13 protein-coding genes are annotated in these 14,957 nt (G+C 69.9%); 2 read left to right on the top strand and 11 right to left on the bottom strand.

Going from position 1 to position 14,957, the window contains the following annotated elements; genetic code table 11:
• Nucleotide 1 precedes the first annotated feature (1 nt).
• The 9 genes from JDY09_RS04515 to JDY09_RS04475 all read right to left on the bottom strand — a co-directional run bounded on the left by JDY09_RS04515 (nucleotide 2) and on the right by JDY09_RS04475 (nucleotide 9,903).
• The gene (locus tag JDY09_RS04515; protein WP_274717870.1) at nucleotides 2-1,204 is read right to left on the bottom strand and encodes a DegT/DnrJ/EryC1/StrS family aminotransferase; all 1,203 of its coding nucleotides are present in this window, start codon (nucleotides 1,202-1,204) and stop codon (nucleotides 2-4) included.
• 13 nt (nucleotides 1,205-1,217) lie between these two features.
• Nucleotides 1,218-2,840: a citramalate synthase gene (cimA, locus tag JDY09_RS04510; RefSeq protein WP_274717869.1), complete on the bottom strand. Its 1,623-nt coding sequence runs from the start codon at nucleotides 2,838-2,840 to the stop codon at nucleotides 1,218-1,220.
• A gap of 117 nt (nucleotides 2,841-2,957) precedes the next feature.
• The gene (locus JDY09_RS04505; RefSeq protein ID WP_274717868.1) at nucleotides 2,958-3,887 is read right to left on the bottom strand and encodes a branched-chain amino acid transaminase; all 930 of its coding nucleotides are present in this window, start codon (nucleotides 3,885-3,887) and stop codon (nucleotides 2,958-2,960) included.
• A gap of 24 nt (nucleotides 3,888-3,911) precedes the next feature.
• On the bottom strand, nucleotides 3,912-4,943 hold the full coding sequence (gene leuB, locus JDY09_RS04500) for a 3-isopropylmalate dehydrogenase (RefSeq protein ID WP_274717867.1): 1,032 nt from the start codon (nucleotides 4,941-4,943) through the stop codon (nucleotides 3,912-3,914).
• On the bottom strand, nucleotides 4,940-5,692 hold the full coding sequence (locus tag JDY09_RS04495; RefSeq protein WP_274717866.1) for an enoyl-CoA hydratase-related protein: 753 nt from the start codon (nucleotides 5,690-5,692) through the stop codon (nucleotides 4,940-4,942). Before JDY09_RS04495 ends, leuB begins: the two co-directional genes overlap by 4 nt.
• A gap of 153 nt (nucleotides 5,693-5,845) precedes the next feature.
• Nucleotides 5,846-6,409, bottom strand: a complete 564-nt coding sequence (gene leuD / locus JDY09_RS04490) for a 3-isopropylmalate dehydratase small subunit (RefSeq protein ID WP_274717865.1) — start codon at nucleotides 6,407-6,409, stop codon at nucleotides 5,846-5,848.
• 66 nt (nucleotides 6,410-6,475) lie between these two features.
• On the bottom strand, nucleotides 6,476-7,834 hold the full coding sequence (gene leuC, locus JDY09_RS04485) for a 3-isopropylmalate dehydratase large subunit (protein WP_274717864.1): 1,359 nt from the start codon (nucleotides 7,832-7,834) through the stop codon (nucleotides 6,476-6,478).
• A 2-nt stretch (nucleotides 7,835-7,836) separates the two neighbouring features.
• Nucleotides 7,837-8,508 carry a helix-turn-helix domain-containing protein gene (locus JDY09_RS04480; RefSeq protein ID WP_274717863.1) on the bottom strand — a complete coding sequence of 224 codons (672 nt, stop codon included), beginning with the start codon at nucleotides 8,506-8,508 and terminating at the stop codon, nucleotides 7,837-7,839.
• Between the two features lie 111 nt (nucleotides 8,509-8,619).
• The gene (locus JDY09_RS04475) at nucleotides 8,620-9,903 is read right to left on the bottom strand and encodes a PucR family transcriptional regulator (RefSeq protein WP_274717862.1); all 1,284 of its coding nucleotides are present in this window, start codon (nucleotides 9,901-9,903) and stop codon (nucleotides 8,620-8,622) included.
• 203 nt (nucleotides 9,904-10,106) lie between these two features.
• Between JDY09_RS04475 and JDY09_RS04470 the strand changes: the two genes are divergently transcribed.
• The gene (locus JDY09_RS04470; protein WP_274717861.1) at nucleotides 10,107-11,162 is read left to right on the top strand and encodes an acyl-CoA desaturase; all 1,056 of its coding nucleotides are present in this window, start codon (nucleotides 10,107-10,109) and stop codon (nucleotides 11,160-11,162) included.
• A gap of 39 nt (nucleotides 11,163-11,201) precedes the next feature.
• Here JDY09_RS04470 and JDY09_RS04465 read toward each other — a convergent pair whose 3' ends face one another.
• On the bottom strand, nucleotides 11,202-12,323 hold the full coding sequence (locus JDY09_RS04465; RefSeq protein ID WP_274717860.1) for an iron-containing alcohol dehydrogenase: 1,122 nt from the start codon (nucleotides 12,321-12,323) through the stop codon (nucleotides 11,202-11,204).
• Nucleotides 12,320-13,924 carry a 2-isopropylmalate synthase gene (locus tag JDY09_RS04460; RefSeq protein ID WP_274717858.1) on the bottom strand — a complete coding sequence of 535 codons (1,605 nt, stop codon included), beginning with the start codon at nucleotides 13,922-13,924 and terminating at the stop codon, nucleotides 12,320-12,322. The genes JDY09_RS04465 and JDY09_RS04460 overlap by 4 nt, the downstream gene beginning before the upstream one ends.
• A 312-nt stretch (nucleotides 13,925-14,236) precedes the next feature.
• Here JDY09_RS04460 and JDY09_RS04455 point away from each other — a divergent pair, with 312 nt between their 5' ends.
• On the top strand, nucleotides 14,237-14,941 hold the full coding sequence (locus tag JDY09_RS04455) for an SDR family NAD(P)-dependent oxidoreductase (RefSeq protein ID WP_274717856.1): 705 nt from the start codon (nucleotides 14,237-14,239) through the stop codon (nucleotides 14,939-14,941).
• The last annotated feature ends 16 nt before the right edge of the window (nucleotides 14,942-14,957 follow it).

The raw sequence follows: 14,957 nt of genomic DNA, 5'->3' as shown, positions 1-14,957 counted from the left end.
TCTACGTGCCGCCGTTGTCGGAGCGTGCGCGCGGGCGACGGGCAGACGGGCTCGCTCGCAGCTCGGCGAGCACGGCGCGGAGCGCCCCGCTAACGTGGTCGAGCTCGCTGTCGCCGAGCTGGGTGTGAAACGGCAGCGCCAGCGAGCGCTCAGCTACCCGCTCGCACACCGGGAACTGGCCGGGGCGGTAACCGAAGCGCTCGCGGTAGAAGCTGAAGAGGTGTATTGCGGGCAGATAGGGCTTGGTCTCGACGCCGCGCGCACGCAGCGCCGCCATCGCCGCCACCCGGTCCACTCCTTCCGGGAGGAGCACACAGAAAACGAACCAGCTTCGGCGCGCACCGCCGCTGTCGGGGCAGGGCAGCTCGAGCCCGTCGATGTCGGCGAGCCGCTCGCGGTAACCGGCGGCCACCCGCGCGCGAGCTGAAAGCAGCTCCTCGAGACGCTCGAGCTGCGCGAGCCCGAGCGCGCAAGACAACTCGTCGAGACGGTAGTTGAAGCCCAGACGGACATGGTCGAGCCAATCCATGTCGGGCGCCCGCCCCTGGTTGCGCTCGGAATCGACCCGCGCCTTCGTGGCGGCGTCGGGACAAACCAGTGCACCGCCCTCGCCGGTGGTGATCTGCTTGTTCGGGTAGAAGCCGAACGCCGCGAGGTTGCCGCGCGCACCGACCGGAACGCCGTCCTCGTGGACAGCGCCGAGCGCCTCGCAGGCGTCCTCGACGATCCACAGGCCGTGCTTCCGCGCGAGATCCTCGAGACGCGGCATGTCGGCGGGGTAGCCGAAGATGTGCACCGGCAAAAGGCCGGTCGTGCGCGGGCCGACGGCGGCGCGTGCGGCGTCCGGATCGATGTTGAACGTCACCGGATCGATGTCGCAGAACACCGGCTTGGCGCCCTCGTAGAGGATGCAGTTCGCCGAGGCGACGAAACTGAACGGTGTCGTCACTACCTCGTCGCCGGGTGCGATCCCCGCTGCCCGCACCGCGAGATGAAGCGCAGCCGTTCCGCTTGACACCGCCGAGACGTGCTCGACGCCGAGCTTCTGCGCCAGCGCGCGCTCGAACTCGCCGAGCATCGGCCCAAGCGCCAGGCGCCCGGAGCGCAGCGCTGCGAGCACCATCGCCAACTCGCGCTCGCCGATGTCCGGCCGCGCCAGCGCGATTGTGTCGCCGGCATGCGGTCGTGCGCTCGACTGCTGCACAGCGGCGGCCAGCCTACCGGCGCGCGTCGGCGACCGCTCGGGCGCGTGTGTGCTCGCGCCGGCTCGGCAGCATGCCCGCCTCGAGCGAGTCGACGAGAGCTTCCCAGCTCGCCTCGATGATGTTCTCGGACACACCGATCGCGCCCCAGGTGTCGACGCCGTCGCTTGCGTCGATCAGGACGCGCGTCACCGCACCGGTGCCCTTCGTCTCGTCGAGGATACGGACCTTGAAGTTGACGAGCTCGATGTCGCGCAGGTGCGGGTAGCGCTCACCGATAGCCGCGCGCAGCGCGCGGTCGAGGGCGTTGACGGGCCCGTTGCCCTCGGCCGTGCGCACGTAGCGCTCGCCGTCCACCCAGAGCTTGATCGTCGCCTCCGTTTCGACCCGACCGTCGGCGCGCTTCTCGCTGATCACGCGCCACGACTCGAGCCGGAAAAGAGGCTCGTAGCGACCGGTCTCCTTGAGGATCAAGAGGTCGAGCGAGCCGTCGGCCGCCTCGAAGTGGTAGCCGCGGTGCTCGAGCTCCTTGACGCGAGCGATCACGCGCGCCGCCGCGTCCTCGTCGATTTCGATGCCGCTCTCGTCGGCGCGCGCCTTGATCGTGCCCTTGCCGGCCAGCTCGGAAACGAGCAGCCGCCGATCGGCGCCGACGAGCGCAGGATCGATGTGCTCGAACGTGCGAGCGTCGCGGCTGACCCCGGCAATGTGCATACCGCCCTTGTGCGCGAACGCGTTCTTGCCGACGTACGGCTGGTTGGGGTTGGGAGTGACGTTGCAGATCTCGTCGATCAGGTGCGCGATCTCGGTGAGGCGCGCCAGCTTGTCGGCCTCGACGCACGCGAATCCCATCTTCAGCTGCAGGTTGGGGATGATCGTCGTGAGATTGGCGTTGCCGCAGCGCTCGCCGTAGCCGTTGATCGTTCCCTGCACGAGGCGCGCTCCCGCCTCGACCGCAACCAACGAGTTGGCGACACCGCAGCCGGCGTCGTCGTGCGTGTGGATGCCGACCGTGACGTGCTCTCCGAGCTCGGCGACGACGCGTGCCGTCGCCGCGGCCACAGCGGGGGGTAGCGTCGCACCGTTCGTGTCGCAGAGCGTCACGCACTCAGCGCCTGCCTCGACGGCGGCGCGCAGACAACGCAGGGCGTAGTCGGGGTCATCACCCCAAGCGTCGAAGAAGTGCTCGGCGTCGTAGATCACGCGCTTGCCCTGCTCGACCAGGAACGCCACCGACTCGCTGATCATGCGCAGGTTCTCTTGCGGATCGACCTGCGTGACCTTTTCGAGGTGCAGCTTCCAGGTTTTGCCGACCAGCGTGCAGACGGGCGCGAAGCACTCGGCGAGCAGCCGCAGCGCAGGGTCGTCGCTAGCGCGGGTGTCGCGACGCCTGGTCATCCCGAAGGCCGCGATCTCGGCGTGCTCGAAGCGCTCGTCGGCGAGGAGCGCGAACAGCTCCTCCTCTTTCGGATTGGAAGCCGGGAAACCGGCTTCGATGAGGTCGACACCGAGGCGGTCGAGGGCGTGCGCGACGCGCACCTTCTCCTCCGCCGATAGCGACATGCCCTCTCCCTGCATGCCGTCGCGGAGGGTGGTGTCGTAGACGATTACACGTTTCTCTGCTGCTGGTTGTGACATCGATCGTGAGCCTTCTGTCGGTCGGGATCTGGAGCGGACGGGAGCGGGAACGGAGGGACGGCGCGCGGACGCCGCCACGCGCCGTCTAGGTAATTCGCCGCTGCCGTGCGCTCGGACTCACGCTGTCGTGGATGTTATCGGCACAGGATCGAGCCACCTTTCGTAGCGCGGGTCGCGTCCGTGCAAGGCGTCGTCGAAGACGCGTTGCAGCTCGCGCGTGATCGGTCCCGGCGGCCCGATTTCGACGTCGTCGATCGACCGCACCGGCGTCAGCTCGGCGGCCGTGCCGGTAAGGAACACCTCGTCCGCCAACAGCAGCTCGGCACGTGCGATGTCGCGCTCGACCAGCTCGTAACCGAGGTCGCGCGCGATTTCGATCACCGAGGCGCGGTTGATCCCCTCGAGGATGCTGGCAGTACGCGGCGGCGTGGCGATCACTCCGTCACGGACGATGAAGACGTTCTCGCCGGTGCCCTCGCACACCATCCCGCGGTGATCGAGGAGGATCGCTTCCTCGTAACCGGCCTTCAGCGACTCGATCTTCGCCAGCACCGAGTTGAGGTACTGGCCGGTCGCTTTGGCGTGCGGGATCAACGACTCGGGGGAGATCCGCCGCCAGCTCGAGATCTTCGCGCGCACCCCGTTGCGCTTGCCGTCCTCGCCGAGGTAGGCGCCCCACTCCCACACGGCGATCGCCACCTCGACCGGGTTGTCGAGCGGGTTGAGCCCCATCGGACCGAAGCCGCGCCAGGCAATCGGCCGGATGTAGCAGGAGCGCAAGCCGTTGCGGGCAATCAGCTCGTGCGTTGCGGCGCGGAGTTCTTCGATCGAGTACGGCAGCTCCATGTAGTAGAAGCGCGCCGAGCGGGCGAGCCGCTCGAGGTGCTCGCGGTGGCGAAAAACGGCCGGGCCGCGCGGCGTCTCGTAGGCGCGAATCCCCTCGAAGACGGCGGTGCCGTAGTGGAGCGCGTGCGTGAGGACGTGAACCTTGGCGTCCTCCCACGGCACGAACTCGCCGTTAAGCCAGATCAGCTCGGCACTCTTCACTCGCGCTGCCTCTCCTTGACGTGGCTAAAGGTGCGCGAGGACGGCCTGCGTGGCCTCCTCGGTGGTCGCGCTCCCGCCCAGGTCACGCGTGCGCAGACCCTCCTCGAGCGCGCGCTCGATCGCCGATTGTAAACGCGCCGCGGCGTCTTCCATAGCCAGGCCGTGGCGCAGCATCAGAACCACCGAGCCGAGCATCGCCAGCGGGTTGGCGATGCCCTGACCGGCGATGTCGGGCGCGGAACCGTGGACCGGCTCAAAGAGGCCCGGCTTGCCGGGATCGCCGAGCGACGCTGACGGCAACATGCCGAGCGACCCGGTGAGCATCGCCGCCTCGTCGGAGAGGATGTCGCCGAACATGTTCTCGGCGAGGACCACGTCGAAGCGGCGCGGGTTCGCGACGAGCTGCATAGCGGCGTTGTCGACGAGCATGTGCTCGAGCTCGACGCCCGGAAACTCCTCGCGCCCGACGCGGGTCACGACCTCGCGCCACAGCCGCGAGGTCTCGAGCACGTTCGCCTTGTCGATGCTTGTGACACGCCGGCGCGCGCTGCGGAAAGCGACGCGAGCGATACGCTCGATCTCGCCGACGGTGTATTCGCACGTGTCGTAGGCGCGGTCGGCGAGCCGCTCGCGGCGCCCGAAGTAGATCCCGCCCGTCAGCTCGCGCACGACGAGGAGGTCGCAGCCGGCTATGACTTCACGTTTGAGCGGGCTGGCGTCGAGCAGCGCGGGCAGCGGGCGCACTGGCCGCAGGTTGGCGTAGAGGCCGAGCTCGCGCCGCAGTGCGAGCAGACCTTGCTCGGGCCGGGGCGCCGCCGGGTCGGTGGTGTCCCACTTGGGACCGCCGACGGCGGCTAGCAGCACCGCGTCGGCGGCCTTGCAGGCGGCGAGCGTCGCGGCCGGCAGCGGCTCGCCGCAGGCGTCGATGGCCGCGCCGCCGATGAGCTGCTCTTCGAGCTCGAACTTGCCTAGCCGCTCGAGCACCGCGCGCGCGCTGGCGGTGATCTCGGGCCCGATGCCGTCACCCGGCAGGAGCACGATCCGTGGCGCGCTCACGGCTGCGCTAGCTCCTTGCGACGCATCGACCACATCTGCGCCGACCGTTCGAGCTCGAGCGCGGCGGGCCACGGCAACGGCGGTGGCCCTAGCTCGCTGCGCAGCGAGCGTGCCGTCCGCCGCGCCAGCTCGGGGTCGCGAGCGGCGCGCTCGGCGAGCTCGAGGGCGGCGGCGTCGACCTCCTCGTCGGGCAGCGCACGCCAAGCGAGCCCGAGCTCGGCAGCGCGGCGCCCGTCGATCCGCTCGCCAAACAGAGCCAGTGCGGCCGCCGCCTCGCGCGCGCCGGTGCGACCGAGTAGGGCGCCGTGGCCGCCACCCGGGTGCAGACCGATTGGCATGAAGCCGGAGACGATAAGCGCGTCTTCGGCGACGATCCGCAGGTCGGTTGCGAGCATCAGATTCAGTCCAGCCCCCACCGCGCCGCCGCGCACGGCAGCGACGGTCGGCGGTTCCAGTTCGCCGACGCGCGCGAACGAGCGGTAGATCGCCCCCATTCCTGCGTACGCCTCGGGGGCGGCGGGATCACGCCCCGCGGCCGCGAGCGTCGCACGGTCGCCTCCCGAACAGAAAAAGCCACCTTCGCCGCGCACCACCACCGCACCGATCGTGTGGTCGGCGTCGATTGACTCGCAAGCGGCGATCAGCGCCTCGGCCATCGCGACCGTCAGCGCGTTGCGACGCGCCGGCGCAGCAAGCGTCACCACCGCCACGCCGTCGGAGCGCCGCTCCAGCTTGATTTCGTCGCTCATCGCCACGGCAACCTACCGCGCTGCGAAGCATCCGGTCGCCCGCCGGCGTCGAGCGGCGACCGGCTCTCGCCCTGGTGCTCCGCGCCGCCCTGGTGCTCCGCGCCGCCCTGGTGCTCGGAGCCGCCGCGGCGACGCGGAGCGCGCCCGGCGCTGTCAGGCGACAGCTGTCGTGACAGGACCGGATCGCTCGCGCTCGCGCTCGTAGCGCTCGATCGCGTCGATCTGCTGCAGCGTCACGGCGATGTCGTCGAGCCCGTTCAGCAAGCGGTGCTTGATCTCGGGATCGATCTCGAACCGCGCCTCGCCACCCGACCAGGAGACGGTCTGTGCCGCGAGATCGATACGAGCGCGCCCGGCAGCCATCACCGCGCGCACCTCGTCCTCCGACAACACCACCGGCAGCAGCCCGATCTTCGTGCAGTTCGAGTAGAAGATGTCGGCGAAACTCGGCGCGACGATCGCCTCGAAGCCGTAGTCCTGAATAGCCCAGGGCGCATGCTCGCGCGACGAGCCGCAACCGAAGTTCGGTCCCGTGGCGAGGATCGGGTTGCGGGGTAGCTCGAAGCCCGGCTCTTGCCGCCAGTCGTAGAAGAGAAACTCGCCGAAACCGGTGCGTTCGATGCGCTTCAGGAACTGCTTGGGGACGATCTGGTCGGTGTCGACGTTGGGACGGTCGAGGACCGTCACCCCGCCCTCGATGACGCTGATCGGCTTCACCTCGGTTGACCCCCGTGGTCGCGAATCTCCATCTTCATCTTCCGGCCCGTTCCGGTGCGGCCGTTGTCAGTTCCAGTTGCGGATGTCGACGAAGCGCCCCTCGATCGCCGCTGCGGCCGCCATCCGCGGGCTGACCAGGTGGGACCGGGCGCCCCGGCCCTGACGGCCCTCGAAGTTGCGGTTCGAGGTCGAGGCGACCCGCTCGCCGGGCCCGGCGACGTCGGGGTTCATGCCGAGGCACATCGAGCAGCCTGCCGTGCGCCATTCGAAACCGGCGTCGCGGAAGATCTTGTCGAGTCCCTCGGCCTCCGCCTGTTCGCGCACCTGCATCGATCCCGGCACCACCATCGCGCGCACGCCCGGCGCGACCTTGCGTCCAGCGACGACTTCGGCCGCTTCGCGCAGGTCGCGCAAGCGCGAGTTCGTGCACGAGCCGATGAAGACGCGGTCGATGGTGATCTCTTGGATCGGTGTGCCGGGCTCGAGACCCATGTACTCGAGGGCTCGCTCTTCGGCCGCGTTGCGCGGCTCGGGCACACGCCCGGTGACATCGACGACCATCGCCGGCGTCGTCCCCCACGTCACCTGCGGAGCGAGCTCGCTGGCGTCGATGACGACCTCGCGGTCGAAAACCGCGTCGGGGTCGCTGCGCAGGGCTCGCCACTCGTCGACCGGCAGCGGATCGGGCGCCGCCGGCCGGCCCTCGAGCCAGGCGAAGGTGGTGTCGTCGGGCGCGATCATCCCGGCGCGACCGCCGCCCTCGATCGTCATGTTGCAGATCGTCATGCGGCCTTCCATCGGCAGCCGCTCGATCACCGGTCCGGCGTACTCGATGACGTGACCGACACCGCCGTCGACGCCGATCCGACCGATCGTGCCGAGGATCAGGTCCTTGGCGGTGACGCCGTAACCGAGCTCGCCCTCGTAGCGGATGCGCATCGAGCGCGGCTTACGCTGCCGCAGCGTCTGCGTGGCCAACACGTGCTCGACCTCGCTCGTGCCGATCCCGAAAGCGAGCGCGCCGAACGCCCCGTGCGTCGAGGTGTGCGAGTCACCGCAGACGATCGTCATCCCCGGTTGGGTGAGGCCGAGCTCGGGGCCGATCACGTGGACGATGCCTTGCCGGCGCGAGCCGACGGAAAAGACGGGGATGCCAAACTCGCGGCAGTTGCGCTCGAGCGCCTCGACCTGCTTGCGCGAGAGCAGATCACGGATCTCGGCGGCGCTGCGGGCACCGTCGGTGGGCACGTTGTGGTCGGCGGTGGCGAGCGTGCGATCCGGCCGCCGAACCCGGCGACCGGCGAGGCGCAAGCCCTCGAACGCCTGTGGCGAGGTCACCTCATGCACGAGGTGCAGGTCGATGTAGAGCAGACCGTCGGCGACCTCGTGCGCCTCCCAGATCTTGTCGAACATCGTTTTGCCCATCGCTACCTCCCGAGAGCGGCAGTCACGACGGCCAGAAACTCGGCCGCCGCAGGACCGGGGTTTTCGAAGTGGTGAGGGAGATCGGCATCGAAGGTGGCGGCGTCCCCGGCCGCCAGCTCGTGCCGTTCGCCGGCGATCTCAAGCCGCACTCGCCCCTTCTGGACGACAACGGTTTCGCGGCTGCCCGGACCGTGCAACGGCGGATCGTCGGGCCCTCCGGTAGCGGCGCCGGGGTCAAGTCGGTGCAGCGAAACCTCGACGCGCTCGCCGGGCAGCGGGGGCGTCAGCACCTCGTAGGTGTGTCCGTCGCTGCCGCCGCCCCGCCGCCGGCGGGCGGCGGGCACGATCACCACTCCGACGCTCTCGTCGAGACGCAGCACCTGCGACAACGAGAGACCGAGTCCGGCGGCGATGCGCTGAGCGACGGTGAGCGTCGGACTGGTCTCGCCGCGCTCGACTTGGGAGAGCATCGGCGCCGACACCCCGGAGCGCTCGGCCAGTTCCCGCAGCGACAGCCTGCTCGCCTGGCGCAGACTGCGCACACGCGCCCCGAACCCGCCGGCTACCCCTGTAGCGGCGGGTGCTTGCTCAAGCGCCGCTGCGGCGCCGCCGCCCGCTAGAGCGGTGTCGCGCGCCGCCGCGTCGTGTTCAGCTTTCGCTGCGCGCTCAAGCACGGCGCGTATGTTAACACGAACGTCCGTTATCTCGAACAATACGTCTCCTCCCACCTGCCGCTGCCGATCGGATTGCCCGTCGCTGGGGACCCTTCGCCACGCGTCGCGCGGTCAAGAACCGTCGATCTCGCCCCAGGACACGAGCCCGAGACGCAGCGCGCGCAGCGCCAATTCGAGCTGCAAGCGGCCGTCGGGATCGTCGAGGCGCTCACCGAGAAGGGCACGCAGGCGTCCCAGCCGGTAGCGCACTGTCTGCGGATGGACAGCGAGCGCCCGCGCCATCCGCTCGATCCGGCCCTGCACACCCAGCCATGCCTCGAGCGTCTCGACGAGCCGGGCTCGCGTAGCCGGCGGTTGCGCAGCTAGCTCGCCGAGCGCCTGCCGTGCGAGACGCCCGAGCGCGTCGGCATCGGCGGCCAACACCAGTTCGGTCGGGTGGTCGTCGGCGAACAGCGGACCGCCCTCGTCGAGCGCACCCGTGCGCGCGAGCGCCAACAGGCGCCGCGCGCCCTCGTAGCTTCGTGCCGCCTCGAGCAGCCCGACCTCCGGCCCTATCACCGCCGGTGCACCGCGCAGGCCGCGTGCCAGTTCGCGGCGGCTGGCCGGTGCGCCGGGATCGGCGATCACTGCGCAGGTGAACTCTTCGTGCTGGGCGACCAGCGCGCGCTCCCCGAGCCGCCCCGCCACCACCACGGCGCGTTCGTCGGTGAGGGCGATCGCGAGCGTACGCGGCAACGCCCACCCACACTGTTCGGCGGCCGCGCGAACCAGCGTCGGGTCGGGGGCGTCGGCAAGGAGCAGCGTCAGCAGGCGCTGTCGACGCTGCTCGCGCTCGCCGACCGAGTCGGCCTGTTCGAGAGCGTAGCCCTCGATCGACTCTGCCGAGAGCTCGTCGATGTAGGCGAAGATCGCCTCGGCGAGGTCGTAGAGGACGTCGGGCGAGAGGCCCGCTGCCTTGCCGAGCTCGGCGAACCGGCGCCAAGCGACGCGCGCCCCCACCCGGTAGGCGGCGAGCAAGGCGTCGATCCCGCGCCCCGAGCGCATCTCGGCGCGTCCGAGCTGCACGTAGATCTCGTTGCCGCTCGCTGCCGCCGGCTCGTCGCGACCGAGCATCGCGATGAAACGCCGCAACGCCTCTTCCACGCCCAGTCGTAGCGCCTGCCCGAACGGACCCTCGAGCGGTCGCCGATACTCCGGTACGTCGCGGCGTATCGCGGTGATGATCTCGTCGGCCACCGTGGGGAGATGAGGGGCGAGAGCTTCCGCCACCGCCGGGGGCAGCGAACGCCACGGCACACCTACCGACTGCGCCCGCGGCCGCACCGGCCGTGCCGTGCGGCGCGTCACCGGGACGCGCAGCTCGCTTCCCGCTCCCGCTCCGTCGCTAGCGGCCACTTGTTGGAAACCTACAAGTTTTCGTGGCTCCGTTGCGGTCGTTGCCACGAGTTCGCCGTCACTGATTGCGGCTTAGATAGGAAACGGCGCACGGGTCTGCCGGCCGGTTCGGCTCCCCCGCAAGCTACGAACGGCGACCCGGCGAGCGCCAATCGAATCGACGGCCAAGGGATCGCGGAGCAGGGATGAGCAGTCAACCACGAGTGCAGGCGAGCACCATCGACGCCGAGACGAGCGGAGAAAACCAGCGCGTGCCCAACCGCACGCCCGCGGCGGGCACGACAGCGCCCACGCTCGAGCGCGCCGTGGCAGCGCCCCACGACCGTCGCCAGCGCCCGAAACCCGAGCCTGCACGCGAGCACGACGACCTCCCGCTTGGGCACAAGCTGACGATTTTGGCAGCGGTGGTGGTGCCCTTCCTCGGCACGATCGCGGCCGTGGTGTTCTTGTGGAACCGGCTGGTGTTCGCACAGGACATCGCGATGCTCGTCGTCGGCTATCTGCTCACCGCGCTCGGCATCACCGTCGGCTTCCACCGCTACTTCACGCACCGTTCGTTCGAGACCAAGCCCTTCATCCGCTACGCGCTGGCGGTGCTCGGGTCGGCGGCGGTGCAGGGCCCGGTGATCGGCTGGGTCGCCGACCACCGCCGCCACCACGCCCACTCCGACGAAGAAGGCGATCCGCATAGCCCGCACGTCGGTCACGGCCGCGGCCTGCGCGGCGCGCTCAAGGGCCTCTACTGGGCGCACATGGGGTGGCTGTTCGACGGGTCGACGCGCGGTAACCGGCGCCGCTACGCACCGGAACTGTTCGAGGACCGGGGCATCGTCGCGATCGATCGCCTGTTCGTGCCGATCGTCGCCGCAAGCCTCGTGTTGCCGTTGTTGATCGGCTGGGCGATCGGCGGCACGCTGACCGCCGCTCTCACCGGTTTCGTCTGGGGCGGTCTCGTGCGCGTGTTTTTCGTTCACCACGTCACGTGGAGCATCAACTCCGTCTGCCACTTCTTCGGTCGCCGCCGCTTCGCCACCGACGATCGCGCGACCAACGTCTTCTGGCTTGCGCTGCCGTCGCTCGGCGAGTCCTGGCACCACAACCACCACGCTTTCCCGCGCTCGGCCGAGCACGGTCTGCGCTGGTGGGAGATCGACATCTCGGCGCTGGTGATCCGAGCGCTCGAGCGCCTCGGCCTCGCCTGGAACGTCGTGCGGATACCGCCCGAGCGCCAGAAGCAGCGGCTCGAGGTCGTCTCCTGACCTGGGCCCGAGCCGCCGGCCACGGCCAGCGCGAACAGATCAGCCGCGAGCGCGAGCGGCGCGAACGGCATCGCGCAGAACCGCCGCGAGAGCCTCGCTGTCGCAAGGGAACACCGCTGCCCGAGCGGCCGGGTGGGCGGCCGCCGTGCGCGCTAGCGCGACGATGTCGCGCTCGTCGAGGTTCTGCAGCTCCGCGGGCGGACGCGCACCGGCGCCCGCGAGGCGCTCGGCGACCGCTGCCAGCGCTTGCTCGCTGGTGCTTGCCGCGGCCTGGCTTGCGCGCACGCCGGCCCCGCGCAAGAAGGCTTCGAGCCAGGCGCTGACTGCCGGACTTGCTGCACGAGCTGCGTGTCGCGCGCTTGCTACAAGCACCGCCGCATTGGTAGTCGCGTGAGCGCAACCGAGCTCACGCACGAGCGTCTGGCAGAGCGCGTGGTGGAAGGCGATGCCCGCTTCCCCCGACGCCCAGCCCGCCAACAGTGCGCCGAGCGCGAGCGTGCCATGCAGCTCTCGCCGCTCGACCGCGCCATCCTCGCCGAGCAGGCGCAGCCCGGTTGCGAGAAGCTCGCTGCCGGCGAGCGCCGCGGCGCTCGCGACCGGCGATGCGCGTTTGGTGTAGAGCGCCTCGAGCGCGTGGGCGAGCGCGTTCGCGGCGCTCTCGGCAAGCAGCCGCTGCGGCGCTTCGGCGAGTAGGTCGGGATCCCAAACAACGAGCTCCGGCCGGACCATCCCGCGAGCGGCCTGCTCGTGACCGCGCGGCAAACGGTGGAAGCCCGTCATCTCGGCGCCGCTCAGGGTGGTGGGAACGGCGGCACAGCGCGCACCGGTCACCGCGGCTACCGCTTTCGCGCAGTCGATGACGCGTCCACCGCCGATCGCTACCACGTCGTGCCCGCGTAGAGCGGGCAGAAGCTCGGCCGACAGCTCGTCTACGCGCCCCGGCCCGACCGCCACCACCTCCGCTCCCGGGAGCAGAGCCGCGAGCGCCGCTGTGTCGGCCCGGCGCCCGACGAGCACCAGCGGCCGGGCGAAACCGGCACGCTCGACGTGCGTGGCGAGCTCGTGGCGGGCGCCCGGGGCGAAGCGCACCAAGCGGCCGTCATTTCGCCACTCGAACGCGCCGCTCGCCACCAGCGCTCGCGGCGTCAAAGCGCCGGTCACGGCGTCGGGACTTCGCGTGCCGCTTGCTGGAGGTGGTGCTCGGCCTCGGCAGCGGCGGACTCGGCCAGAGCGTTGGAGAGCGCCCGCACGTACGCTTTGCCAGACGCCTCGATGATGTCGGTCGACACGCCGACCCCGCTTGCTACGCGCCCGTCGACCTCGACCTGAACGGTCACCTCGCCAAGCGCATCGCGCCCGCCCGTAATAGCGCCCACGCGATACTCGCGCAGCCGCGCCTCCTTGCCGACGGCAGCGTTGATAGCGCTGAAAAGCGCGTCGACCGGACCGTCTCCGGTGAAGCTCCCCGATCGCACCTCGCCGTCGGGGGTCTGCACCTCGACCCGTGCGAGCGGCGTGCGCCGCGACGACGCCTCGACGTCGAAGGCGACAAGCTCGAACGCTTGCGGCCGGTGCTTGATCTCGTCGGACACGATCGCCTCGAGGTCCAGCGCCGTCACCTGCTTCTTCTTGTCAGCGATCTCCTTGAAGCGCTGGAAAGCCTGGTTGAGGGCGGCGCCGTCGACGCGCAGCCCAAGCTCCTCGAGCGCCTTGCGCAAAGCGTGCCGCCCCGAGTGCTTGCCGAGCACGATCTGGTTCGACTCGAGCCCGATCGTGCGCGCATCCATGATCTCGTAGGTGGTGCGATCCTTGAGCACGCCGTCCTGGTGGATGCCAGCTTCGTGCGCGAAGGCGTTGCGGCCGACGATCGCCTTGTTGGGCTGCACCGGGTAGCCGGTGAGGCGCGAAACCAACCGGCTGGTGCGGGCGATCTCGCGCGTGTTTATTCCCGTCCACAGCCCGAGCGACGGCTCGCGGGTGTGCAACAGCATCACGATCTCTTCGAGCGAGGCGTTACCGGCGCGCTCGCCGATCCCGTTCACCGCGCACTCGACCTGGCGACAGCCGGCCATCAGCCCGGCCAGCGAGTTCGCGACGGCGAGTCCGAGGTCGTTGTGGCAGTGCACCGACACCGTCACCTTCTTGAGATCCGGCACGAGCTCGTAGAGCTTGCGGAACATCTCCGCGTACTCGTGCGGCATCGTGTAGCCGACGGTGTCGGGCACGTTGATCGTGGTAGCGCCCTCTTCGATCGCGATCTGAATCACCTCGGCCATGAACTCGATGTCCGACCGCGACCCGTCCTCGGGCGAGAACTCGACGTCGTCGCAGAGCTCGCGCGCGTAGGCGACCGCGGCGCGCGCCTGGCCCTTTACGTCGTCGCGCGTGGTTTGGAGCTTGCGTTCGATGTGGATGTCGGAGGTTGCGATGAAGGTGTGGATGCGCGGCCGCTCGGCATCCTTGATCGCGTTCCAAGCAGCGTCGATGTCTTGCTTGGCGGTGCGCGCGAGCGCACAGATCACCGGACCCTCGACCTCGCGCGCGATCAGCTGCACAGCTTCGAAGTCGCCCGGAGAGGTGATTGGGAAGCCGGCTTCGATGATGTCGACCCCGAGGCGCGCGAGCTGGTGCGCGATCTCGAGCTTCTCCTGGGGGTTGAGCGAGATCCCCGGCGACTGCTCGCCGTCGCGGAGGGTGGTGTCGAAGATCTTTACGCGGTTTTCCGGTTTGCGCTCGCGCTTGTTGTCGACGTCAGCTGTCATGTCGCTCCCTGCTCCTCTGATCGGACCTACGGCTCCCTTCCTTCACCTCTGGCCGCCGTTCGCGGCCCCAGCGCACGCTCACTCCCCCCGAAGGGGGAGAAGAAGGAGGCGTAGGTCGCGGAGGAACGACATCGAGAAGTAAGGCTAGCAACGCACTGGCCGGCAAAGCAGGCGCGTGTGTCGCCTCGTGTCGCGTTGTCGTCGAAAGGGCCGCGGCGCGCGAGCGCTGTGGTGCGCTCCGTGCGAGCAGAACGCGTGCGCTGTTCCCCACGACCCACTTGACCCCTTCGCGGCTCGCCGACCGTACCGCGGATGATGGAGCTGGCAGGCAAGACGGTCGTCGTCGCGGGCGGCACCGGGGAGATCGGGCGCGAGCTTGTCGCAGCGCTCCGCGAGCGGGGCGCCGACCCGGTCGTCCTTGGACGCGACGCAGCCGCCTTGGAACACATCCGTCGATCGGGGACGCGAGCGTTGCCTTTTGATCTCCGACAGCCCGGAACGCTGCGCAGCGCGCTCGAGAACCTGACCGGCGGCGCCGGTATCGACGGGCTCGTGCTCTGTGCCGGCAGGGTCGCTTTCGCCGAGGTCGGCAAGATCCCACAGCCCGTAGCGCGCGAGCTTTTCGAGGTCAACTTGCTCGGGGCGGTCGCGCTGATCGAGAGCGCCCTGGCGACGATCCGCACACCGGGCTTCGTCTGCGCGATCACTGGTGCCGTGGTGCGCACGCGGCCGGCGCGCATGGCCCACTACGTCGCGGCGAAGGCAGGGCTTTCGGCGTACCTCGATGTCCTTCGGCGCGAGCAGCGTCGGCGCGGGCTGCTGGTCGTGGATGTGCAGCCGCCACACGTCGAGACCGGTTTCGCACGCCGCTCGCTGTACGGCTCGCCACCCGCGCTCCCGACCGGTATCGGCGCTCACGAGGTGGCCGAGCGGGTGCTCGACGCAGTCGCCGACGAGCAGCCCGTGGTGCAGTGGCCGCTGCCGGCTACGGCGCGCGCCGGCAGGCTTGCGTCGTGAGGATCGATCCGCCGGT

Origin of the sequence: Thermoleophilum album (assembly GCF_028867705.1) — a bacterium.
In the GTDB taxonomy this organism is placed as follows: Bacteria; Actinomycetota; Thermoleophilia; order Solirubrobacterales; family Thermoleophilaceae; genus Thermoleophilum.
Note: the sequence above shows the minus strand (reverse complement) of the source record. Positions and strands in the feature narration are given on the sequence as shown.

Excerpts from the sequence above, each read along its gene's own strand:
- cimA (WP_274717869.1), bottom strand. The coding sequence starts at position 2,840 with ATGTCACAACCAGCAGCAGAGAAACGTGTAATCGTCTACGACACCACC.
- JDY09_RS04495 (WP_274717866.1), bottom strand. The coding sequence starts at position 5,692 with ATGAGCGACGAAATCAAGCTGGAGCGGCGCTCCGACGGCGTGGCGGTG.
- leuC (WP_274717864.1), bottom strand. The coding sequence starts at position 7,834 with ATGGGCAAAACGATGTTCGACAAGATCTGGGAGGCGCACGAGGTCGCC.
- JDY09_RS04460 (WP_274717858.1), bottom strand. The coding sequence starts at position 13,924 with ATGACAGCTGACGTCGACAACAAGCGCGAGCGCAAACCGGAAAACCGC.
- JDY09_RS04455 (WP_274717856.1), top strand. The coding sequence starts at position 14,237 with ATGATGGAGCTGGCAGGCAAGACGGTCGTCGTCGCGGGCGGCACCGGG.